Below are 23,028 nucleotides of genomic sequence, written 5' to 3'. Positions count from 1 at the left end.
GGTCATTGTGCGGATAATGGGTGTGAGTTCAAGCTGTGAACTGCCGCATAGGGTATGACTTTGGAATGAGGCAGGTGCCTCGTTGCGAGCCACCGCATGCGTCATAATGACGATGGAGTTAAACCCGCAATTTCACCGATCGTCGTCCTGGCGAATGCCTGGACCCATAACCACCGACATTCGTTGTGAGAGGGATTGCAGCCCCGGCGTCACGCAACGATTGGCATTTGGGGTAATGGGTCCTCTGGTTCACCAACAAAGTGCAACACTTGCCACTGGCAGGTGTTGCCATGGGGCGGACTTACAAGCAGCTCTCTCTCGAAGATCGATGCGAGATTGCCCGGCTTTCAGCGAATGGCACCTCGGTCCGGCAACTCGCGCTCGGCCTGACGAAGAAGCACAATTTCATATCGCCGAATGATGATCGAAAGCGCGGATCCAACGGCAATAAACAATCCCAGTGACACCAGGGTCAACGCTTCAGAAATCTTATAGATTTCGGTTCCGACTGCGTAGGCACCGAAGCCGAAGAGACACGCCCAGCAGATGCCCCCAGTGATGTTGAAGAGGAAAAAGCGAGGTGCAGGCATGCTATTTGCGCCAGCAAGCAAAGCTGCAAACATTCGCAGCACCGCGATAAAGCGGCCAAAAAATACGACAGCGTTCCCATACCGAAAAAACAGATACCGACCGATCAACAATCGGTTTTCATCGAGATGAATGTATCGCCCGTGTTTGCGAAGAAGCGGCAGTCCGAAGCGGAGCCCGACCATGTATCCGATTCCGTCTCCGACGATCGCACCTGCAGCCGCCGCGGCGACAACGACAGCGATGTCGATCTGATTGGTGGTGGCGGCCAAGAGAGCAGCAGCAACAAGGATTGTTTCTCCGGGAAGGGGCGCGCCGGCGCTTTCTAGCGCGACAACGACGGAGATGATCCAAGGTCCATGCACATGGACCAAGCCAATCAGATAACTCGAGAAAGAGGCAAGCTCCATTTCCTAAGACTGCCTGCTGCAGATTGCATAGCTGAAATTGGAAAAGGCGGGAAGCAAAATTGCCTCTCAACCAGGCTTAGGGCGCAAGTCGCCGCGCGCGATAATCGGATCAATCTCATCTTCCCTCCCAGTCTCTTGCCCCGGACTTCCGTTTGGGGTCATGAGCAACGATCGAGCCCAAAGGCGCGTCCTTCCCGCCTTACCGCTGACGGCCGACGACGAGTGCTGGGGTGGGACGGAACCGACCTGCCCTCCACGAGCGGGGACCACGGGTGACCACCTCAATGTCGACGGCAAGCGAGTAACGTGGTACTGAAGTCTTTCTCGTACGCAAAGCGAAGCGAGCTTTGTGAGAGGTCCGCGATAATTCCGCGATTTGGCCGTCGAACCAGGCAAGGTGGCGTGTCCAAGGCGGGTTGTTTGATCGCGAGTGAGCGCGGGTAGCGGTCCATCGATGCGGCATACCGCGCGGACGCTTTCTTGGGGGTCGTCATGTCCCAGACCCACGGCAACGGAAGTGAGCACGCCCACCACCACTCTGATCATCACGTCTGCGCCAATCTCTTCGGCTGCGGCGACGAGAGGGGCACGGGCATCATACGCGAGGACATCAAAGATGCCGCCTTCGATGATCGCGCCCGCGACGCCCTTCTCCATATGGACGAGGTCGAACAGGAGACTCTCGACGGCTATCTGTCGGCGCGCGGCCATTGGCGCCGCAAGTTCCTGCAAGCAAGCAGCTTCATGGGTGCGCTCGCCGCGGTCGAGCCATGGTTCGCGAGGCTGGCGCGGGCGCAGGAGTCCGGCGCAATTCCAAGGCGCCAATCCCATGGTGGAGGCCGCGTACACGTGGTTCCCTCGACGAAGGAGACGGTGCGGCTCGGCGTGTTCGACGCCAACCTGGCGCCCATTCTCACCATCGATTCGGGCGATATCATCAGCTTTCCGGATACCTGGTCGCATTTCCTCAACGAAATGCAGCCGGGCGTAACGATCGACAGGCTGGCTAAGCTGCGCGTCGATAATCCGGGTAAAGGGCCGCATTCGATCATCGGGCCGATCGCCGTCAACAAGGCTGAGCCGGGCGACGTGTTGGAGATCCGCTACGAGCGGATCCGCCCCTATCAATGGGGTGCCGTCTTCAACAATCCCGGCGCGCTGGGAACCGGCCTGCTGCCGCAGGACTATGCTCAGGGCCAGGTCAAGTATGTCGATCTCGACCTGCGCGCCATGAAGGCCAGGCTCCTGCCCGATATCACCATTCCGTTGAAGCCATTCCAGGGCACCTTGGGCGTTGCGCCACCCGATGGCTATTTCCCGCCCTTAAGTCCTGGCGTTACCAGCTCGGTGCCGCCGGGCCCGCACGCGGGCAATCTCGACCTCAGCGACCAGTCCGAGGGCTCGACGCTTTACATCCCGGTATGGAAGCCCGGCGCGCTGATCTATACGGGCGATAGCCATGCAGTGCAGGGCGACGGCGAGATCTCGCTTACGGCCCTTGAGACACGCATGAAGGAGCTGCGCATCCAGGTTATTCTCCACAAGCAGAAGAACCTGGCCTGGCCGGTCGCCGAGACAGATGCACACTGGATTATTATCGGCCTCGACAAGGACCTGAACGCAGCGATGGCTCTCGCAGCGCGTAACGCCATCAAGTTTCTGGCGGCCCGGGCGAAGATCAGCGAGCTCGACGCCTACGCGCTGTGCAGCGTCGCGGTAAGCTTCCGCGTGACCCAGGTGGTGGACATCGTGCGCGGCGTCCACGCACTGATACCCAAGACCATCTTCGCCCCCCAACTCAGGCGCGAGATGACGGTGGTGTGAGGGGCGCGCCTGCAGCGACGACTTCCAGCCGTGGGTTATCTTGGACCGATTCGGCAAGTTTGCTGCCGGTCCACATCCGCTTCGCCCGCGAGAGCGGACCTGCGGGGGAAGATAGCGACGAGCGCCTCTAGCGCTACTTGCCCTTCCAGTTCGGCGTGCGCTTGTTGAGGAAGGCGTCCATGCCCTCGCGGAAATCCTCGCTCATATAGGCGCGCAGGATCAGGTCTTCGCCCTCGTCGCGCGACAGCGTGCGGCGGATGCGGCGCACTGCCTCCTTGGTCACTTCGAGCGTGATCGGCGCGTGGCTGGCAACGAGCTTCGCGGTCTCCTCGGCCCGGCGCTGCAACGTCGCCACATCGGGCACGACTTCGTTCAGCAGCCCGAGCACCAGCGCTTCCGGCGCTTCGACGAGACGCGCCTTGAAGATCAGATCCTTGGTCCGCGCCGGACCGATCAGCGAAACCAGCCGCGAGATGTTGGACATCGAGAGGCAGTTGCCGAGCGTCCGCGCGATCGGAAAGCCGATCCGCGTCGCCTCGGTGCCGATGCGGATATCGCAGCACGCGGCAATGCCGGCGCCCCCGCCGGTGCACGCACCGGCAATCGCAGCGATCACAGGCACACGGCACTGCTCGAGCGTACCCAGCACGCGGTCGATCCGTGCCTCATAATCGAGTGCATCCTGGGCGGTCTTGAAGGCGCGGAACTGCGAGATGTCAGTGCCTGAGGCGAACGCCTTGTCGCCGGCACCGGTCATGATCAGGGCCTTGATCGAGTGATCCTGATTGATGTTCTCGCAGATCGCTGCCATCTGCTCGTACATCGCAAAGGTCAGCGCATTGCGGGCCTGCGGGCGATTGAACGTGATGCGCGCGATTCCGTCTTCGACGGAGTAGATCAGGTCTTCGGCCGGGGTGGCGGGCGCGTTCATGTTTCGCTCCTTCTGTTGCTTGTGATAGGGCCTCAGGCGACGGCCTTCGACGTGTGCGCAGTCGCGCGTTCCTTCAAGACCTCCATCGCAGCGACCACGCCGCCGCCGCGATGCGGCACCCTGGCAAGATCGAGGCCCATCTCGACGCCCGAGAGCGTGCCCATCAACATCAGGTCGTTGAAGTGACCGATATGTCCGATCCGGAACACCTTGCCCTTGACCTTGTTCAGGCCGGTGCCAAGCGACATGTCGAAATTCTCCAGCACCACCTTGCGGAAGTGATCGGCGTCATGTCCTTCGGGCATGCGCACCGCAGTCAGTGCCGGCGAGTGGGCGCCCTGCTCCTGGCACTGCGTCTCCAGGCCCCAGACCTTGATGGCCGCGCGCGTCGCCTCGCTGTGGCGCTTGTGGCGGGCGAAGACGTTCTCGAGGCCTTCCTCTTCCAGCATCTTCACCGCCTCCCGCAAGCCGAACAGCAGGTTGGTTGCGGGCGTATAGGGCCATGTGCCGGCCTTGTTGATGTTGATGACCTCCTGCCAATCCCAATAGGAGCGCATGCCCGGATTGGCCTTCGCGACCGCCAGCGCCTTTTCCGAGACGGCGTTGAAGCCGAGCCCGGGCGGCAGCATCAGACCCTTCTGGGAGCCGGCGATGGAGACGTCGATGCCCCAGGCGTCGTGCTCATATTCGAGCGAGCCGAGGCCCGAGATGGTGTCGACCATCAGGAGCGCCGGATGTTTCAGGGTGTCCATGATCTTGCGGACGTCGCGCGGATAGGTGACGCAGGCGGTCGAGGTCTCGTTATGGACCATGCAGACCGCCTTGATCTTGTGAGCCTTGTCGGCGGAGAGCCGTGCCTCGATCTGTTCGAGATCGGCGCCATGGCGCCAGTCGCCCGGGATGAAATCGACGTCGAGCTTGAACTTGTCGGCGATGCCGCGCCACAGCACGGCGAACTGCCCGGTCTCGCACATCAGGACCTTGTCGCCCGGCTGCAGCGTATTGACGATCGCGGCCTCCCAGGCGCCCGTCCCGGACGAGGGATAGATGATCACCGGCTGCTTGGTGCGGAACACCCGCTGCATCGCCGAAAGCACCGCAAAGCCGATCTCGGCGAACTCCGGACCACGATGGTCCATGGTCGGCATATCCATGGCCCGCAGCACCCGGTCCGGCACGTTGGTCGGTCCAGGAATCTGCAGAAAATGCCTTCCAGTATGCACGGTCATGGGCGTCCTTCCCGGTCTTGCCTTGGCTTCGCGAGCCGCTCGAATATCACTATTTGGTCGGCTTGTCCTCCGCCCGGCGGGGATCGTCAATGCACAGAAAGCAGGGCTTTGCCTTGCCAAGCCTGAGTCCGGCGGGCAAGACAGGCGGGACAATCAACGAGACCAATGCAATGGCGACAGTGCAGGCCGAGAAGTCGCAAAGTTCGGCTGACAGCAGCCCCCTCGCCGGCCGTCTGCGCCGCGAGATCACCGGGGATGTCTTCTTCGATGCGTTCAATCGCGGCCGCTACGCGACCGACGCGTCGTTCTACCAGATCATGCCGGCTGGGGTGGTGGTTCCCCGAACCACCGACGAAGCGCTGCGGGCGCTCGCGATCGCGCGCGACGACGGGCGCATCGTCACCCCCCGCGGCGGCGGCACCTCGCAATGCGGCCAGACCGTCAATGACGGCATCGTGGTCGACCTGTCCAAGCACCTGAATCGAATCATCTCGCTCGACGTCGAGAACCGCTCCTGTGTGGTCGAGCCCGGCATCGTGCTCGACGATCTCAATCGCCAGCTCAGGAAGCACGGGCTGTGGTTTCCGGTCGACGTCTCCACCGCCTCGCGCGCCACCATTGGCGGCATGGCCGGCAACAATTCCTGCGGCGGCCGCTCGCTCCGCTACGGCACCATGCGTGACAACACGCTCGCGATGGACGCGGCGCTGGCCGACGGCACGCTGCTGCATTTCGGCGAGGTGCCGCGCGATCTCGCCAATGTGAACGCGCCCGATAGTGGAGTGAAGCTGTTCCGCGCCATGCTCGACCTCGGCGAGCGCGAGGCGGCCGAGATCGCGGACAAATTCCCCAAGGTGCAGCGCCGCGTCGGCGGCTACAACCTCGACGCACTGGTGCCGCGCAATGCGCCGAACAACATGGCGCATATCCTGGTCGGCTCCGAGGGCACGCTGGCCTTCACGACGCAGGTCGAGCTCAAGCTGTGGCCGGTGATCCGCAACAAGGTGCTCGGCGTCTGCCATTTCGGCAGCTTCTACGAGGCGATGGATGCGGCCCAGCATCTGGTCAAGCTGCGGCCGATCGCAGTCGAGCTGCTCGATCGCACCATGATCGCGCTCGGCAGCGAGATCGTGATGTTTCAGCCAATCATTTCGGCAGCGGTGCGCGGCGATCCGGATGCGATCCTGGTGGTCGAGTTCGCTGAGGAGGACCAGGCCGACAATCTCGCCCGCCTCAAGCAGCTCGGCGAGCTGATGGCCGATCTCGGCTTCGGATGGGACAAGCCGCAACGCAAATGGGGCGGCGTGGTCGAGATCGTCGAGCCCGCGCTGCAATCGGGCATCGCCGATTTCCGGGCAGCCGGCCTCAACGTCATGATGTCGATGAAGCAGGAGGGCAAGCCGGTCTCCTTTGTCGAGGATTGCGCGGTGCCGCTGCCGCATCTCGCCGACTACACCCAGCGGCTCAACGCCATCTTTGCCAAGCACGGCACGCGCGGCACGATGTATGCGCATGCGTCCGAAGGCTGCCTGCATGTGCGCCCGGTGCTCAATCTCAAGCTCGAAAAGGACGTCAAGGCAATGCGCGCCATTGCCGAGGAAACCTTCGAGATGGTGCGTGAGTACAAGGGCTCGCACTCCGGCGAGCACGGCGACGGGCTGGTGCGCTCCGAATTCCACGACGAGATGTTCGGCGCGCGGATCGTTGCCGACTTCCGCGAGGTCAAGCAGCGCTTCGATCCCGGCAACACGCTTAACCCCGGCAAGATCGTCGATCCGCCCAGGATGGACGACCGCTCGCTGTTTCGCTTTGCGCCGGACTATCGCGTCGGCGAGTTGAAGACCGTGCTCGACTGGTCGGCCTATCCCGGCGCCGGCGGCGGCTTCCAGGGCGCGGTCGAGATGTGCAACAACAACGGCGCCTGCCGCAAGCTCGAAGGCGGCGTGATGTGCCCGTCCTATCGCGCGACCCGCAACGAGGCCGACGTCACGCGCGGTCGCGCCAATACGCTGCGGCTTGCGATCTCCGGCCAGCTGGGCCCCGACGCGTTGGCCTCCGACGCCATGATGGAGACGTTGAAGCTCTGCGTCTCATGCAAGGCCTGCCGCCACGAATGTCCGACCGGCGTCGACATGGCCAAGATGAAGATCGAGGTTTTGGCTGCCCGCGCAAGCAGGCACGGCCTGTCGCTGCGCGACCGGCTGGTCGGCTATCTGCCGCGCTACGTCGACATCGCATCGCGCTTCGCCGCGCTGGCGAACTGGCGAAACCGCAGTGCGCTGTTGCGCATGCTGTTCGAGCGATTTGCCGGCATCAGCGCCAGGCGCAGCCTGCCTGAGTTTCGCCGCGACACGTTCCGGCCTGACGCCGAGGCGTTCGGCCCGGCCGATGGCCGTGAGGTGGTCCTGTTCGCCGACACGTTCAACCGCGCTTACGAGCGCGAGAACCTCGATGCCGCGGTCGAGGTGCTGGTCGCCGGCGGATATCGCGTGCATCTGCCCCGACCACTGGACGGCGCGAGGCCGCTGTGCTGCGGCCGGACATTCCTCTCGGCCGGCCTGGTCGAGCAGGCCCGCGCGGAGCTGGACCGGCTGGTTGCGACCTACGCGCCGTTCGCGGCGCGCGGCGTGCCGATCATCGGGCTCGAGCCGAGCTGCCTTCTGACACTGCGGGACGAGCTGCTGTCGCTGCGCTCCGACGGGACCGCGAAGGAGATCAGCGCCAACGCCCTGCTGTTCGAGGAATTCCTGGTGCGCGAAGCGGAGGCCGGGCGCCTCGCGCTGCCGCTCGGACCTGTCGCCGAGAAGGCCGTCGTGCACGGTCATTGTCACCAGAAGTCGTTTGGCGCCTTCAAACCTGTGGAGAAAGTGCTGCGCCTTGTGCCCGGCCTCCGCGTTGAAACCATCGAGTCGAGTTGCTGTGGCATGGCCGGCGCGTTCGGCTATGGCGGCGATACCTACCAGGCCTCGATCGACATGGCCGAACTGTCACTGCTGCCGGCGGTGCGGCGCGCGGACCAGGACACGTTGATCGTGGCGGATGGAACCTCGTGCCGGCACCAGATCAAGGACGGCAGCGGACGCACGCCACTCCACGTCGCCAGCGTATTGGCGATGAGCCTTAATTGTGCGAAGTCCAATTCCGACAAGATATCGCCGACAAAGGAAGAGGCCCATGGCTGAGCTCACTCTCGACATCGCCCGCAAGATCCTCGATGCCGCCCTGACCAAGGGGAACGAGAAGAAGCTCAAGCCGCTCGTGGTCACGATCCTGGACGCCCGCGGCGCCGTGAAGGTGACGGCCGCGCAGGACGGCACCAGCCTGATGCGGGCCGAGATCGCCCATGGCAAAGCCTACGGCGCACTGGCGATGGGAATGGGATCGCGGGCGCTGTTCCAGCGCGCGCAGGAACAGGCCTATTTCATCGACGCCGTGAACACGCTCGCGCAGGGGCGGATGGTGCCGGTCCCCGGCGGCGTCCTGATCCTCGACGGCGGCATGCTGCTCGGCGCGGTCGGCGTCAGCGGCGACACGTCGGACAATGACGAGGCTTGCGCCGTGGCCGGCATCGAGGCCGCCGGACTGAAGGCGAATGCGGGATAGCCGTGCGGCTTTTGCTCGCACACGCTGCGGCTTGATGCGTCGCTGCGCCGGCGGCCGGTGAACGATACCTGCCATCTTCAAGAACTGAGGCCGCTCGCGGGCACGCGCATGCCGATGGCCCGTTCACGCCAACTGTCGCGAGCTCGCTCTTGCGCGCCAGGGGCACTTCTCATGCACACGTTGCTCTCTCGCTCGCTGGGCGATTTGCTTGATCGCGACAAACCGCCGCCGGAGCCTCTTAACGCAGATAATTTAGTGCTTTCAAATACTTACTTCGCAAACCGGTGCATGGGCGAGCTTGCGCCATTCGCAACAGACGTCGCTCCGCTTTGCTGCCCTGCAAACCAACCCGCGTGTAGACTTTGGCAAGAAGGTGCAGCCATGATCGTGACCGCATCGACTGATTTCAGGGCGATCGGACGGCCGGGCTTTGGTCGCCGCTTGCGCCTCGAGAACAGGCGGCGCGTATTGCATTGCAGATTTTATTCATTGCGTTCTCGAATGTTTTTTGGAGCTCGAATTTGAAAGACGATCTCTTGCCCAGGCTCGTTGTCACCGTCATCGTCCTGATTGGACTGCTGACGTTGCACGTCTCCAAATGGCTGCGGCCGGCGGAATGTCAGCCGACATGCGCGACAGATCTGTCTGCGATCCGCCGCTCCGCTCAATAATTGCCGTTTGCGGTGTCCCATGTCTGACGACGTTTCCCAACTGAACTTCGGTGCTGCGGCGCGCCTCTACAAATGGCCTTCGCTCGGCAATTTGCGCCGCGAGGATCGCGTGCCGTACATGGTCTCGGACGGCACGCTCGACGAATGCATTCAGGAATTCATGGCCAAGCCGGAGAAGTCTCGCCACCTCTATGAGATCCGGACGACGCCTCAGGCCCCGCTGATCCCTGAGATCCTCTCGCCGGAACACATCATCGAGCTGTCCAGGCTTCGGGACTTCCTTTGACCGCGCGGCCAGTCCGCTGACGGTCTCGTCGAGCGGCTTGGCGCGTTCGGATTTGTCCGTGCACGTCCGATCGGCTCTCTGGCTGACGGACGTTCCGGCCGCAGCGCAGAATGCTCCTCCAAACTTCGTCCCTGCCTTGTCAACGTTGGACGACCATATTTGACCTCCTCCACCGTCATTCGCTTGCAGAAGAGACCTTATTCAACGCGAAGCGTCAGCCTCCCGGCCGCGTCTTCGTTAACTCCTGAAAAGGCAAGCCGGGCGGGATGTCTGGATTCAGCCCGAGGCGAGCTTTGCGTCGGTGCTGATCTATGTCGCCTTCCGACCGGCTCCATTGAAGACGTTCGTTCGCGACCGAAATTGGCCCCGCGACTGCAGCGCGAACCGATCGCTCCTTAGGCTGGTTTGGCAACATAGCTGATCGACGTGCCCGGTTGCAGCGTCTCGTTGATGAGCAAGAGCTTCTGTTCCGTCGTAAACCGACGCCGGCAGGCAACGCCGGTGATGATTTCCACCTTCGAAAACGTCCCGGACGTAGGCGTATGCCTAGGACTAGGCCTAGCTCCTCCGGCTACGCCGGTGTCCAGTCAAAACGGGGTGCAGTTCACCGGGCGAGGGATAGATCATCTAAGCGAGTTCGCTTTTCCTCCCGTCCGAGTTTCGATATCCTCTACGCTTTTCAGAGGTGATTTCATGACCCGTTCAGTTTGGGCGAATGCAGCGGCGTCCGCAATATCGCTTTGGGTTAAGTGCCAATGAAGAAAATTGTGGACTGGGATGTTTCTGAGGGAGATGACCCGGCGCAAGCGATTGCCAGCGTCATCTTGTTAAGCATCACAATACTTGTCTCGGTACTGGTATTTGTTAGTGGTGGCGGCCAAGCCGGCATCGATTTTTCGTGTTTTTGGGGCGCGGGCGCGATGGCGCTCGACGGCCACGCGGCGACCGCCTACGATTGGGAGCAACTGCATCAGCAAATTGTTCTCCGGATGCAGCCGATGAATCACGTCTCGTATCCCTACGATCAGGTTCCAGTACCGTTTTTTTATCCGCCCGTGTTTTTCTTCGTATTGGCGCCCTTAGCACTCCTGCCGTTTCCGATTGCGTTCTGGGTTTGGAGCGCGGCAAAGCTATTTTGTTGGCTCCTCGTTGTTTATGCCATCCGGCCACGCTCCGCCGCGCTGCTACTGGCACTCGCCTTTCCGCCCATCCTTTACGATTTCATCGCCGGCCAAAGCGGGCTGCTTGCGGCATCGTTGCTCGGTGGCATCCTGTTGACATTGAATAAGCGCCCGCTTGTCAGCGGCTTCTTGCTCGCGTTGCTTATCTTCAAACCTCAATATGGCATTCTTCTCCCTTTTGTGTTGGTCGCCACCGGGCGTTGGAGCGTCGTCATCACCGCCGTTTTGGTAATGCCGGCCCTCGTGCTGCTCACCGGGTTCAGCTTCGGCTGGGATACTTTCAAGGCATTTGGTGCGGCGGCAACTTTCGCCACGACGCAATTTCACCTTAGTGGAGCGCTGCCATGGTTTAAATTGCAAAGTATTTACGGCCTATTTCGACTTGCCGGCTTTGGCTACGGATCGGCCCTGTCGTTCCACATAGCCATCGCGTCAGCCGCGGCGATTTGGGTGCTGGTCATATGGCGCCGCAATGTCAGCTTCGCCGTCCAGGCGGCCAGCCTGCTTGCGGCAACGCCGCTCATTTCTCCTTACTTCGCCATCTACGATCTGCCGATCCTGGCCATCGCGTTGGTCTTTCTCATGAACGCTACCACGGACCAGATCTCGCCGCTCTCGAACCGACGACGCGCCTTCCGGATCGGTGTCACTATCATGTTCCTATTGGGGTACGCTTTCCCGTTCGTGCTCGTGCCGGTTGGCCCGTTCATGTGCGCAACCATGATTGTGATCATCTGGATGAGATTACGGCAACTTGAGGCTAGCGGGATAATCATAAGCGAGCAGCCGCGACAACCTGCGACGGTGCGAGGCCATTAACTCGGGTCAAGCTTACGGATGATCAAAGCAACTGGAGCTTCCAACGATGCCCCGGCTGATCGGACCGCCTCGCCTCAGTCGAATCGATGATGGCGATCAAGTGCAGCGGGTCCAGATCGAGCGCGGTGCGCACGAGCTGCCAAAGGTCGCGCAGGTCGGCGCTGCGAGGCGGGGATCTGGAGGGCACGTATGCCCACAGGGCAGCCTCCGCCGATGCGCGTCCCAAATGGCGGCGGCGCCGGCGGGATGGCAGCCGAAATGCCCGACCGATGTGGCTGCAATCCGCCGCTCCGGTCAATGGAACGCCATTTGCGATGTCCCATGTCTTATGACGTTCCCCGAATTGAACTTCGGTGCTGCCGCACGTGAGATTCCGCACTGCGCCCCAGGCAGTGCTGATAACTGATGTCCTATCGCCGGAACACGTTATCGAGCTATCCAGGCTTCGGGACTTGCTTTGACCGCACAGACAGTTCGCGGCCGGTCTCAACCGACTGGGCGCCTCCGGATTTATCCGTGCACGACCAAAGAGAATCACCTGGCTCTCTGGCTGACGGACGTCCCAGCCAGTATGATGCATCTGCTTCGACCGCCTTGTGGCGGCGAGCGGATCGTCAGGTCTGGACAAGGCGGGCTATTCGAAAGGTTGATTGGGCATCGAGAGGCGCCCCATGAGATTCAATCTGGCGATCTTGAGCGTGCTAGCCGCGAGGCCCCATCAACGGATCGCGATGGAGGACGTCCGCCGCGAGGTCAGGACAATGATCGCAGCGGGCGACGAAGCTAAGCTATTGACGCGATCGTCCGAGCTTGGCGATGCCGATGTCTTCGAATCGGGTTGGGTTTCGATAAATGATGCCGGCTTCCAGATCACGCCAGCCGGCCTTTCGCTGTGGCGCTCGCTTGAAGCCACCCGCATCGAGCAGGAACATAACGCTGAGAAGGCCGACCAAATGGAAGCCAACGCCGCCGAATCGCATGGTGCTGGCGCGCCCGCGGCCATTGACCTGCCCTCGGACGTTGATCTCGACGCCAGCGGCCCGGCTGGCGAAGCGGCGTCCGATCACGCGACTTCGGGGTCGAGCCGTTCGATCCATGCTCCTGATGCGGGCTTACTGAATGTCCCGGCATTTCCCGGGCCGGCATTCGGCTCCGTTCAACGAGCAAACCGCGACGATTCGCGGTTATCGGCTCTCTTAAAATCTATCCGCGCCAGCATGCCAAGGATGGCTCGCGCGCGGCGACGGCGTTCGGCAAAAAACCTACCGCAACAAGGCGCGGAAACCGCCGGCGAACGAATGGTTAGGCCTGCCCTCGCATGCCTCGCTTTGATATCGCTCGTTGCTTGTATCATTGCCGTGATCGGACTTGGTCAGATCTCCTCGCTGAAGTCAGAAATCGCCACGCTGCACCGCGAGCAAACTCCACTGAGAGATCGCCTTGCAAGACTGGAGCAGATCGAAAGCGAGAAGCGAGATGCCGAGCGGGAAGATGCGCAGAACAAGGCGGAGGCAGGTCACAAGGCCGCTGATGCCGGCATCGCGCAGAGCGCGCTCAGCCTGTCTCGAGAAGAGAGTCAGCTCGTAAGAGAGTACATCAAGGTCGCGCCCTCACCAGGGGGAGCTGCCGTGGCAATCAATGTCGGCGATCCTGTCACCGGCGGAATGATTCCGCTGCCGTCGCCACTGACAGACAAGGTGCCGAGACTTATGGGGGCCAGATTTGCGACCCACAACGGCACGATCATCATCAGCCTGCGAAACAGCCGCCGGGTCGATGCCGTATTGCCGCCCAACTAGCCCGCATTTCTCACAGGGCCGACTGATCTGACAACACCGATTTGGTGTGCCAGTATGGCCATGAAGGGTTGCTGCGCGGGAAGGCGCGGCTGGCGGGATTAGGTTGTGGGTTTCTCCGGTGGGCCAGTTGGCGATGCCGCGGTTTGGCGCGTCGCAGCTTCGCGTGTCAGGCCGGCGAGGCGCGGGCTCCGGCGGCTTTGGCCAGGCGGTGCGCGGCGATGCCCCACGGTTCGGCGGCCGGACAGGCCGAGGCCATGGCGATCTTGATGCGGCGGACGCTGATGCGCACCAGTGCGCCGATCTTCAGGAGCTTGAGGCGGATGGTGCCGCAGGTGGCGTCCGCAAAGATGGTTTCGGCAAGGCCGATGCGCCTCAGGGCACAGATCAGCACATAGGCCATCGAGGCGAACCACAACCGCAGTTGGTTGGCGCGCATGGTCGCCGCGGAAGTGCGGTCGGCGTAGAGATCGAGCTGGCACTCCTTGATGCGGTTTTCCATCTCGCCACGGGCGCAGTAAATGTCCTCGTAGAGCTGCCGCGCACCCGCCTCGGCCCGCTTGAGCGAGGTCACGACGAAGCGCGGATTGGCTTCCCCTTTTGTCCACTCCGCCTTGGCGACGACGCGGCGCCTTCGGCTCCAGGTGCCGCGCGTGCTCCACTGGAAGTCCTTGAAGCGGCGCGCCGGGCGGCCGGTCTTCTCGGCTGCAGCCCGCGCCGCGGCGAGCTCCTCTTCGATCATGGCGACCAGGCGCGTGTTGCGGGCGAGCCCGAACAGGTAATCCACGCGGTTCCGTTCGCACCACGCCATCAGCGCCTCGCGCGCAAAGCCACTGTCGGCGCGCAGCAGGATGCGCACGAACGGCCAGTGGACGCGGATTTGCCGGACAATCCGCTCGACCTCCGCGACGCTGCCCGCGCTGGCGTCAATGTCGGAGGGCCGCAGCTTGGCCGCCAACAGATGCCGGCCGCAGAACACGTACAGCGGCAGATAGCAGTAACAGTCGTAATAGCCGTGGAAGAAGCGTCCTTCCTGATGCCCGTGCAGCGGGTCGTCGGTGGCGTCGAGATCGAGGATGATCTGCGCCGGCGGTCGCTTGTGCGCCTCCAGGAATAGCGTCACCGGCAACGCCTCGATCGCCGCCGCGTCGTAGGCGATCTTGTGATAGCGCGAAGGCTCGTTTCGGCTCAGCTCCAGCCGGTTCAGCGTCGACTTGCCGGCCACCGGCGCGCAGTCCTCGCGCTTGGCCTCAAGCTTGCCCGCCAGCACCGCCATCAGCGGGTCGTGCCGCAGCTCGTCGTGATCGTTGAGATCTTCGTAGCCAAGTGCAATGCCAAAGACCCGTTGTCCGACCAACGTCCCGACCGCATGCTCGATCAAGTCCGGACGGCGATGATCGCGAAAGCAATCTGCAAAACGCCCCACCAGATCGATCGCTCGATCGGCGGCGCCCAGAAGCAGCGCTCCAGCGTCCGACGTCACCAGGCCAGCATCAAAGGCCGCTTCCACAGCCCGGCCTTCCACCACTCCAAAATCAAACCGTTCTGCGCTACACTCTGTCGGCATCGGGGCATTCCTTGAATCATCGCAAAGTCCTTCTCGCAAAAGAACTTTCGCTGATTCGCGCCCCGATGCGCCTCAACACTGGTAGAGTCGGGGAAGGGCGCGGTAGCTTGGGCCATTCGGCAACGCCCCGTTTCCCTTCCTCGCTCATCAAACCGGACGTGCGGAGCTACCGCATCCGGCTTTCCGACTGGCTTCAGTGCAAGGCCCACGGCGGCGGTCCCAAGTGGACGCGTCGGAGGTGCAAGACCCCGAGCGCGCCAAACACAGCCTCTCGCGGGAAGAGGCGGGTGCCACGCGACGGCACCTTGTGACGTCGGACCAGGAATCCGCGGACCCGTTCGTACACATGGTTATCGACGGTCCGGTACGCCGGTTTCCGAGTGCCGTAGCCGAAGTACGTGCTCCAGCCTCGCAACAAGCGATTGAGCCGGTCACGCACGTCAAGCCAGCACCCGGTGTTGCCGGGGACCAGGATATCGCTCACCTTGGCTTTGAGCCGCTGAACACTCTTCTTGGACGGGCTCGCGCCCAGATACCAATGGCCATCTTTCCGGTACCGATGCGGCCCGAAGCTATAACCAAGGAAGTCGAAGCTCTCGCGCCGGGCATCCTTCACCGAGGTTTTCGCCTCGTTGAGCGTCAGCCCGAGTTTCGTCATCACCGCTTTCGTCCACGCCAGAGCCTCGTGCGCATAGCCGCGGCTGAGGATGACGAAGTCGTCGGCGTACGAGACGATGTGGGCGCGGAAGGCTTCGCCGCGTCCGGTCAATCGCCAATGCTTCAGGAACCGGTTCATATAGATGACGGAGAGCAGCGGGCTTGCAACACCGCCTTGCGGTGTGCCGCGCTTGCTGTTCTTGCCGCCACTCATGCGCCGCTTCCCGTTGCCGTCCCGCTCCTCGACCGGCGCTTGCAGCCACAGCTTGATCAGCCACAGCACATGCCGGTCAACGATGCGTCGGGCCACCGATTTGAGGAGGTCCGAATGCGGGATCGTGTCGAAATATTTCGACAAATCGGCGTCAACCACGTCGGTATAGCCCCGGCAAATCAGCCGGTGCGTTTCCTTGATCGCATCGACCGCGCTGCGACGCGGACGATAGCCATAAGCACTGTCCTCGAAGTCCGCTTCGAATATCGGTTCCAACACGAGTTTGGCGGCAGTCTGAATGACGCGACAGCGGATCGTGGGAATGCCGAGCGCGCGCTCGCCTCCCCCGGGCTTCGGGATCATCACCCGCCGCACCGGATCGGGTCGGTACGTCTTCGAAACGAGGTCCTCGCGCAGCCCCGCTAACCATGCTTCCACGCCCGACGCCTCGATCTGCTCAAAGGTCACCCCGTCAACACCAGGCGCACCCGCATTGGCACGGGCCAGCGCGTAGGCGTGGCGCAGAATGTCCTCACGGCAGATCTTGTCGTAGAGCAAATAGAAGCGGTAGGCAGGCTCCGCCTTCGCCTTGCAATAGAGCTTTCTCTGAAGGGTCCTGATCCTTTCAGGCGTTTCGAGGCTCATCGCCAATCACCTGTTTCCTCACCGTCTTTGAAAGCACACCAGAAGTCAGGGACCTTCCCTCCGCCGGCATTACCCGGTTTCAACGGTACCGCGTCCCTGTCCGACTCCCGCTGCAGGCCGCCGCCAATTGCGACGTTGAAGACGCGACCTCCGCCCGCTGCGGGTCTCCCCCGATTACCCGCATCGCCCTTCCAGCGTGCCGAGTCCACTACCCCGGCGGATCAAACAGGTGCGCACGTCGATTGCTTCCCTATCCACACGGCCTTCCCCGTATCTCAGGCGGGTCGGCATCCGCATCTTCACTTTCGAGGCCTGCTCAGACTTCACTCATATTACGGCCCGCTGGATTGCTCGACCGCCCAAGGCGGCCTTTGTCACGAGGCTTCGAACCGGCCGGTTACCCGACCGATCCGCTCGTCAGCTACCAGATCAATCGACAACTATCTGGGTGGAATCCTCCTCCACTGGTGATGCGCGCCGTCGGGGCGCACTGAGAAATGCGGGCTAGATCCGGGAGGTCGGCACTACGTCAGTCGCAAGCGCCGCAGGATCAGCGTTCGGTGACAGCGGACGGCGTCGACAGACGACGCCGCAGAGCGCTGATCTCCTGTCCTGCGGCGCGAGCCGTTATTCCACCGACGGCTGATTGTTCGGCGGCCGTTCGATGAACCGCCGGCTGCCGTTGAGCAGTTCGAGATTGTTGGCGATCACGGGGTTGGTGGGATCGAGCGAACGCGCCTCGTCGAACTTGCGCCGCGCCGCGCTCAGATTGCCGCGCAGCATGTAGGAATAGCCCTGGTCGTTCAGGACCTGGACGGTGCGGCCCCCCAGGCGGATCGCCTGCGCGTACGCCTGGTCGGCAAGATCGAAGCGACGGATCCGATCATAGCTCGCCGCCAGCCCGACCCAGGCCGTCACGTCCTTCGGCGACTTCTCGACGGCGTCCTTGAAATAGCGCTGGGCGATCCCGTAGGCGCCCCGGTTGTAGGCCTCGAGCCCCAACCGCACCGGCTCGTCCGACGGATAGTACTTGACGTCGGTCGGCTCCTGCACGGGGTCCGGGCCCCCGGGATCCACGGGGGCCACGACGGCGGCCTCCCTCGTCGTGTAGTCACACGCCGCAAGGCCAGTCCCCAGCCAGCAACAGGTCAGCGCTAGAAACAGCCGTCGCATCTCTCCACCCCGCAGCCCCCGCCGCAATCGTCGATGTACCGCAATCGATTTCACCAGAACGACCAAAAGAAATTGTCCGAAAACGATCGGCTCCGCATCGAGGCGGCGCCGCGATAGCTCCTACTTGCCCCCTGTTCCGACCGGCACCGCTACTCCGGACGAAGTGCCCGGCCCCAACCCATTGACGTTGACATTCGTAGTAACGGGCGGCGCCTGGCCCATTGCTATCCCGGGTTCGCTTATGTCGGGAAGCTGATCCACCGGCCGCTTGGTGTCACCATAGCGTTGGACAGCGGCCCCCGTGCGCCGGGCGTCGTACGCGATCCTGCGATCGCCGACATAGCGCGGCCACGGATGGATCGTATGGGTGGCGGCGTTGACCTGCTTGGCGTCGCCCGCGGTCATCGTGATGGTATCGGAACGCTGGAAGTAGCGATCGACCTCGTCATGACCGGCGACCCCATAGCACCCCCCGAGCAGCAAGGGCGCGAGCAGAGCCAGATACCTCATGGTCATCTCTCCGCCTCCTCTAGTTCAGGGTTTTCACGATCGGCTGATTCGCCGTGGCGGCCGGTGCTGCAACGGGCGCGGTGACTTCGGGAGCAATGATGTGGCCGTACGGCCCCTTCAGATTGCCACCGGAGCTAACGTAGTCGTCGTAACGCTTCCGAACTTCCATCTGGCCATTGAGGAAGAAATCGACGTCGTTGGCCGGCAGGCGCGAGTCCAGCGGCGACGCCAGCTTCTGGCCCGGGGCCGCCGGCGCAACCAGGTGCGGCGTGACGATGATGACCAGATCCGTTTCCTGCTGCTGGTACGACTTGCTGCTGAACAAGGTTCCAAGCACGGGCACCGAGCCGATCCACGGCAATTGCGACACGCCCTGCGCATTTCTAGTCTGCAGAAGTCCGGCGATCGCAAAGCTCTGACCGTCACGCAGTTCGACCGTGGTGCGCGCGTTCCGGACCGTCAACGCGGGAACAGTCGTTCCCTGAATCGTTACCGCATTGGTGAAATCAAGCTCGCTGACCGAGGGCTCGACCCGCAGGTTGATCAGGCCACGCGAAAGAACGGTGGGAACGAAAGCCAGTTCGACGCCGAACTTCTTGTAGTCGATCGTAACGGTGGGGAAGCCACTCGTCGATTGGGTCGGTACCGGCACCGGGAATTCACCGCCCGCCAGAAAGCGGGCCGAGTCGCCGGACAGCGCGATCAGATTAGGCTCCGCCAAGCGCCGCGCCAGTCCCTTGGTTTCCAGCGCAGTGATCAGCAGATCCACCGAGCCGCCGTTGCTGGTCCTGAGAATGCTGGTCAACAAACGTCCGAACGGTGCCGGAGATACGCCAGTCGCGCCGCCAACGAGGGTCCCAATCGTTCCGAGGAGCGGAAGGCTCCCGGTTGGAGCAGCCCCGACAGCGCCATTGACGCCACCGATAGGCACCCGCGCCGCCGCTGTGTTTAGCGATCCAAGCCCGGTATTCGCGACATTGGTCCCGTTGGCGTTGGCCGCATAAAGGTTCACGCCGAGATCGCGGCCCGCGTCACGATTGACCTCAAGAAAGCGCACCTCCAGCATCACCTGCTGCGGCGCCGCGACGCTCATCGCGTTGACGACGACGCCGCCTTCGGGAACGCTGCCTTTGGCGATCGTCATCGCGCGATCCGCCGCGACGGCATCGGCCGCCGTTCCGCTCAGCACCACCTGTCCTTCCGAGGCGGAGACCCGGATGCCCTGGGCGCCGGTGCTCGATCGGATGTTCTGCTGCAGATTGCCGATATCCAAGGTGACCTCGACATCGAGGATGCCGATCTGCTTCATCGAGCTGTCGAACAGGATGACGTTGGTCGTGCCGGTCTTCTTGCCCTGGATGTAGATCAGATGGTCGCTCAGCGACTTCACGTCGACGATGTCGGGCGAGCCCGCGACGATCGTCGAAAAGGCCGTATCGACCCTGAAGGTGCGCGACTTGTTGACCGTCACCTTGACGCGCTGGACGTCGGTCATTTCGCTGACAAAGACGCCGCCGGAAGGCGCGCGCCGCTCCGCAGCCCCTGCGTGATCGGTGGAATGAATCAGGGCGAGCGGAGCGCCAAGAGCCATCACGCCCACGGCGACAAGCCTACGTCCCGCGCTACCCCAAACGCGACCGCCTCTCATTTCGCATCCCCTTCGCCGTGATTCTCACGGCAAACTCCGTAAATTTACGGCCTCGACGTCCTGATCACTCTCCTTCGTGCACCACGTCGTCGAGCTTACAATCTGTCCGATTACAAATAGTTACTGCGAAGTCCCACGTCCTGGCACGCTGAGCTGACCGACACGCCGCTCCGGCCGGACACTCCCGGTCGCCTGCCAGCCGCAAAACGCGGCACCAGGATCATCATCCCCTGCGCGCCCCGATTGCAAGGAAAGACCACCCCCACGCTGTGGCAACGCGGGAGAAAACTCCCCGATGTTGCCAAGGCGCACCACTTCCGCGGCTGGTCTGGTCGTTTCCTTCCGGCCCAATGGGCAACGGGCGGCCCAGATGGCCGGCGGCCTAGCCCATCTCCGTGTCCGCTTGTGCCAGCGAATCGTCTACCGTCACGCATTCCAGCAGGGCGCCTAGAGCGGAATATTGGTGGACGCGCTCGGCGCGTTGAAGGTCGTGCCCCAGATCGGCATCAGCATGGTGAAGCCAGGCTGAGAAGCAGTGACCGTGGTGGCAGAGGTTGCCTGAGATGCATTGAGAGTAGGCGTGAGACCACCACTAAAGAGAAATGGGACAATAGCCTGCTTGGAATTCGGCAAGGGGTCTCCGAAGCAACTACTGTCCGATTGGCTCTGGAGTACTGAATTTTGGTAACAGATCATCCATGCACGAGCCCCCGCATCCGCGAGAGTGTGCAGCGAATGCATTGTAATGACGTATCGACCGAAATCGAAGATCGCAAACATCAATGTGAATAGCGGCACGGCGACCAGGCAAAACTCTAGCGCCGCAGTGCCCCGCTGGTTGAGCTTCCTCATCATTGCACCAATACTACAAGCTTGCTCGTAGGAACTATGCTGGGCGGGCATCCCGAGTTATCGAAGCTCGGCGTGCCGGAAAACTGGATAGACGCGGCGATGACCTCGGTGCAGGTGCTGCTAGCGCTGGTCGACGTGCCTTGATAGTTGAGGGCTGCGTTCGGAAGATAAAACACTCCACTGCCCATCATGGTGCCATTTCCGGTGATCTGCGGTGACTTCTCGGGATCAAAGAGCGCCATATCCGTGAGAAGACTTGCAACAGAAGAAAGCTGACTGGGAATCGCGGATGCGGATGGTGCTGTCGTTGGTGCCGTGATGTTGAAAGAACTGCCGCCGGCCATCTTGAGGCTTGCTTTGTTGCCAGAGACCGGAAGTATAATGATCGTCGCCGTCACCCCCGACGCAGTCGTGAGTGAACCAGTGCCGCCCAGCGAAAGTCCTCCAGAAAAGAAGTAGATGCCGCTGACAGTTATTTGAGTAGCACTGTTGATCGTTTGCTTGTCGTTAGCGCACTGGCCGGTGCCATACGACTGCAACGTTGCCCCCCCGCACGCTGGTAGCGTCAGATTGTCAACGGCGGTCGTGAGAGCAGAGAATGGATCTGTCACTGGTGGAGCATAAGTCACGACGGACCCGCAGAGAGACCCACTGCAGCCACCGGCTGTCGATAGCGAGCCGACATTCAGCGTTTTCGGTGCTACGCTAAAGTTGATGCCGATCGGTGTGCCGTTCGACGCGATCCCGCAGTTTGGGGCGTTGACTTGGACCGCCGCGTCCTGGAACGTGACGGGACCAGAAAGTGCCAAAGCGCATGGAAGCTTCTTTGGTTGGCCAACACTCGCGACAGCTTGCGCCGTGATCGTGACGTTCTTCGACGTGCCGTTGCAAGTGCCCGTGTAAACGACTAGCGACAACGACTGAGGTTGGCACTGCGTAACCACGGCCTGAACTGCATTCGGGGAGGTACCGCCAGACGAAAAACCGGAGCTGGTGCTGTACGTGCCCTGAGTCAATGTCACGTTTGACGAGAAGCCGTTCATTGTACCGAAATTTGGTTGTGAATCAGAATTCGCGATCGCCAACGCACCTGCCATTGCGGCGCTATCGGCCGCATTTTGCGCGTGCTGCTTGACGACGTACCACGACCCAGCCTCCGCGCCGAGCGCTACAAATCCTATCAGCGGAACCAAGGCGACGACCGTTGCGAAAGCGGCGGAGCCACGACAGCAGCGAAGCATGTTACGCACGACATACTCCTATTGAAATGGATGTGAGAAATTTACGGTGCAAGTGCTGCACAACACGGACCCAAGCACCATCGGCGATAAAGTGAAGCTTGTCGTAAAGATGTAGTACTTCGGTAGCGTTGCGCCCGAAGCGCAGGGGGCAAGCGTCCCGGGATTGCCGCAGTAAACTTGCGCACTGACAGAATAGCCGTCGACCGTAGCGGGGAGCGAGCTTTGCCACGCCGCGATGCTGGACGAACTGGTAACATCGCCTGGCGGAGAAAACTGCGTGCGCTGCGCCATATCACGCAACGCCTGATGTGCAGAGATGAATTTAAAGCCCGCGATAGCGAGGTCGGCAAGCGGCAGCAGCAGGCTCATGATCATGAAAAGGTAGACAATCGGCATCTCGAACGCGACGGCGCCGCGTTGATCCGCGATTAAAAAATACTTGCGGCTCATAAGCCTGTTCCTGCGGGACAAAGAATGCAGCACGTCAGCACCTTCGAACCACGGTTAGATCCACGACCATCCGGCCATCGTCGTCACTCACCAGACATAAGGAATCAATCTCCAGCGCGCCGCTTCGTAGCTGGAGTACTCAGGAAGCGTGCGCCGAAGCAGGTCTTCCTCGTACAGAATGCGCGATACCTGAATGCCGATGTGCAGAATCAGCAAAGCAACCGTCAGCGGGCTCAGGTATTGCAACACGACGCCCAGTACCGCGATTTCCTCCGACAAATAGAGCGGGTGCTTGATCCATCGATACGGACCGCTTTGCACCACGGAATGCGCCTGTGGCACTATACTGAACGACCGCCCCAGATGCCGGATCGTGACGAGCATCATGATCATGCCCGCCAGGACGCAAACGGTCGACGCCACGTTCGGCAACGCCCCCTCGGTCTTGCCGAAAAGGGTGATCGTCCATGGCAGATAGGTGCCGACGAACGCCGCTATTCTCGGCATCAGGCCGTCGGCATGCGCCTTCGCAGGCGGACGCGTGAGGATCAACAGCGCCAGGAGCACGTAAAAGGTCGCGAGGCAAAGACTCGACAGGAGTGATGGCACGGACCCAGGCGACGACCCGAGCTTAAGGGCGACGCAAAGCGCCAGCAACATGAACCACGCGCTGCCCAGGAATCGGAGCGTCCGATCATAAGACAGGCTTGTCGACAGGGTCATCGTACTCATG

General features: G+C 62.0%; 18 protein-coding genes. 6 read left to right on the top strand and 12 right to left on the bottom strand.

What is annotated here, in order from left to right; genetic code table 11:
* Positions 1-347: 347 nt before the first annotated feature.
* Entirely contained in the window at positions 348-998 is a 651-nt protein-coding gene (locus MTX19_RS12690) for a DedA family protein (protein ID WP_280983891.1), read from the bottom strand.
* A 492-nt stretch (positions 999-1,490) separates the two neighbouring features.
* Between MTX19_RS12690 and MTX19_RS12685 the strand changes: the two genes are divergently transcribed.
* The gene (locus MTX19_RS12685; protein ID WP_280983890.1) at positions 1,491-2,822 is read left to right on the top strand and encodes an acetamidase/formamidase family protein; all 1,332 of its coding nucleotides are present in this window, start codon (positions 1,491-1,493) and stop codon (positions 2,820-2,822) included.
* A 133-nt stretch (positions 2,823-2,955) separates the two neighbouring features.
* Here the strand turns inward: MTX19_RS12685 and MTX19_RS12680 are convergent, their stop codons facing one another.
* Entirely contained in the window at positions 2,956-3,753 is a 798-nt protein-coding gene (locus MTX19_RS12680) for an enoyl-CoA hydratase/isomerase family protein (protein ID WP_280983889.1), read from the bottom strand.
* 32 nt (positions 3,754-3,785) lie between these two features.
* Positions 3,786-4,982, bottom strand: a complete 1,197-nt coding sequence (locus tag MTX19_RS12675) for an aminotransferase class V-fold PLP-dependent enzyme (RefSeq protein ID WP_280983888.1) — start codon at positions 4,980-4,982, stop codon at positions 3,786-3,788.
* 170 nt (positions 4,983-5,152) lie between these two features.
* On the opposite strand from MTX19_RS12675, the gene MTX19_RS12670 reads away from it, so the two are divergent.
* The 5 genes from MTX19_RS12670 (at position 5,153) to MTX19_RS12650 (ending at position 13,341) form a co-directional block, all read left to right on the top strand.
* On the top strand, positions 5,153-8,164 hold the full coding sequence (locus tag MTX19_RS12670) for an FAD-binding and (Fe-S)-binding domain-containing protein (protein WP_280984774.1): 3,012 nt from the start codon (positions 5,153-5,155) through the stop codon (positions 8,162-8,164).
* Positions 8,157-8,585, top strand: a complete 429-nt coding sequence (locus MTX19_RS12665; protein ID WP_280983887.1) for a heme-binding protein — start codon at positions 8,157-8,159, stop codon at positions 8,583-8,585. The genes MTX19_RS12670 and MTX19_RS12665 overlap by 8 nt, the downstream gene beginning before the upstream one ends.
* Before the next feature lie 690 nt (positions 8,586-9,275).
* Positions 9,276-9,542 carry a hypothetical protein gene (locus MTX19_RS12660; RefSeq protein ID WP_280983886.1) on the top strand — a complete coding sequence of 89 codons (267 nt, stop codon included), beginning with the start codon at positions 9,276-9,278 and terminating at the stop codon, positions 9,540-9,542.
* Positions 9,543-10,297: 755 nt separating this feature from the next.
* A complete protein-coding gene (locus MTX19_RS12655) occupies positions 10,298-11,542 on the top strand; it encodes a glycosyltransferase family 87 protein (protein WP_280983884.1) in 1,245 nt (414 codons plus the stop codon).
* 671 nt (positions 11,543-12,213) lie between these two features.
* Positions 12,214-13,341 (top strand): hypothetical protein, encoded by a 1,128-nt coding sequence (locus MTX19_RS12650; RefSeq protein WP_280985998.1) that lies wholly within the window; start codon positions 12,214-12,216, stop codon positions 13,339-13,341.
* A gap of 166 nt (positions 13,342-13,507) precedes the next feature.
* Here the strand turns inward: MTX19_RS12650 and MTX19_RS12645 are convergent, their stop codons facing one another.
* The 9 genes from MTX19_RS12645 to MTX19_RS12605 form a co-directional block, all read right to left on the bottom strand.
* Positions 13,508-14,905 carry an IS1380 family transposase gene (locus tag MTX19_RS12645; RefSeq protein ID WP_280980118.1) on the bottom strand — a complete coding sequence of 466 codons (1,398 nt, stop codon included), beginning with the start codon at positions 14,903-14,905 and terminating at the stop codon, positions 13,508-13,510.
* Between the two features lie 193 nt (positions 14,906-15,098).
* Positions 15,099-16,421, bottom strand: coding sequence for a group II intron reverse transcriptase/maturase (gene ltrA, locus MTX19_RS12640; protein ID WP_280980119.1), 1,323 nt, complete (start codon positions 16,419-16,421; stop codon positions 15,099-15,101).
* Positions 16,422-17,048: 627 nt separating this feature from the next.
* On the bottom strand, positions 17,049-17,507 hold the full coding sequence (locus tag MTX19_RS12635; RefSeq protein WP_280983881.1) for a tetratricopeptide repeat protein: 459 nt from the start codon (positions 17,505-17,507) through the stop codon (positions 17,049-17,051).
* 207 nt (positions 17,508-17,714) lie between these two features.
* Positions 17,715-18,110 carry a hypothetical protein gene (locus MTX19_RS12630; protein WP_280983880.1) on the bottom strand — a complete coding sequence of 132 codons (396 nt, stop codon included), beginning with the start codon at positions 18,108-18,110 and terminating at the stop codon, positions 17,715-17,717.
* Positions 18,111-18,123: 13 nt separating this feature from the next.
* On the bottom strand, positions 18,124-19,752 hold the full coding sequence (locus MTX19_RS12625; RefSeq protein ID WP_280983879.1) for a type II and III secretion system protein family protein: 1,629 nt from the start codon (positions 19,750-19,752) through the stop codon (positions 18,124-18,126).
* Between the two features lie 447 nt (positions 19,753-20,199).
* A complete protein-coding gene (locus tag MTX19_RS12620) occupies positions 20,200-20,604 on the bottom strand; it encodes a TadE family protein (RefSeq protein ID WP_280985997.1) in 405 nt (134 codons plus the stop codon).
* Positions 20,604-21,845, bottom strand: a complete 1,242-nt coding sequence (locus MTX19_RS12615; RefSeq protein WP_280984773.1) for a pilus assembly protein TadG-related protein — start codon at positions 21,843-21,845, stop codon at positions 20,604-20,606. Before MTX19_RS12615 ends, MTX19_RS12620 begins: the two co-directional genes overlap by 1 nt.
* Positions 21,846-21,863: 18 nt before the next feature.
* Positions 21,864-22,295: a hypothetical protein gene (locus MTX19_RS12610; protein ID WP_280983876.1), complete on the bottom strand. Its 432-nt coding sequence runs from the start codon at positions 22,293-22,295 to the stop codon at positions 21,864-21,866.
* An 87-nt stretch (positions 22,296-22,382) separates the two neighbouring features.
* Positions 22,383-23,027, bottom strand: a complete 645-nt coding sequence (locus MTX19_RS12605; protein ID WP_280983875.1) for an isoprenylcysteine carboxylmethyltransferase family protein — start codon at positions 23,025-23,027, stop codon at positions 22,383-22,385.
* Between the last annotated feature and the right edge of the window lies 1 nt (position 23,028).

Source organism: Bradyrhizobium sp. ISRA464, from assembly GCF_029910095.1.
Classification (GTDB): Bacteria; Pseudomonadota; Alphaproteobacteria; order Rhizobiales; family Xanthobacteraceae; genus Bradyrhizobium.
Note: the sequence above shows the minus strand (reverse complement) of the source record. Positions and strands in the feature narration are given on the sequence as shown.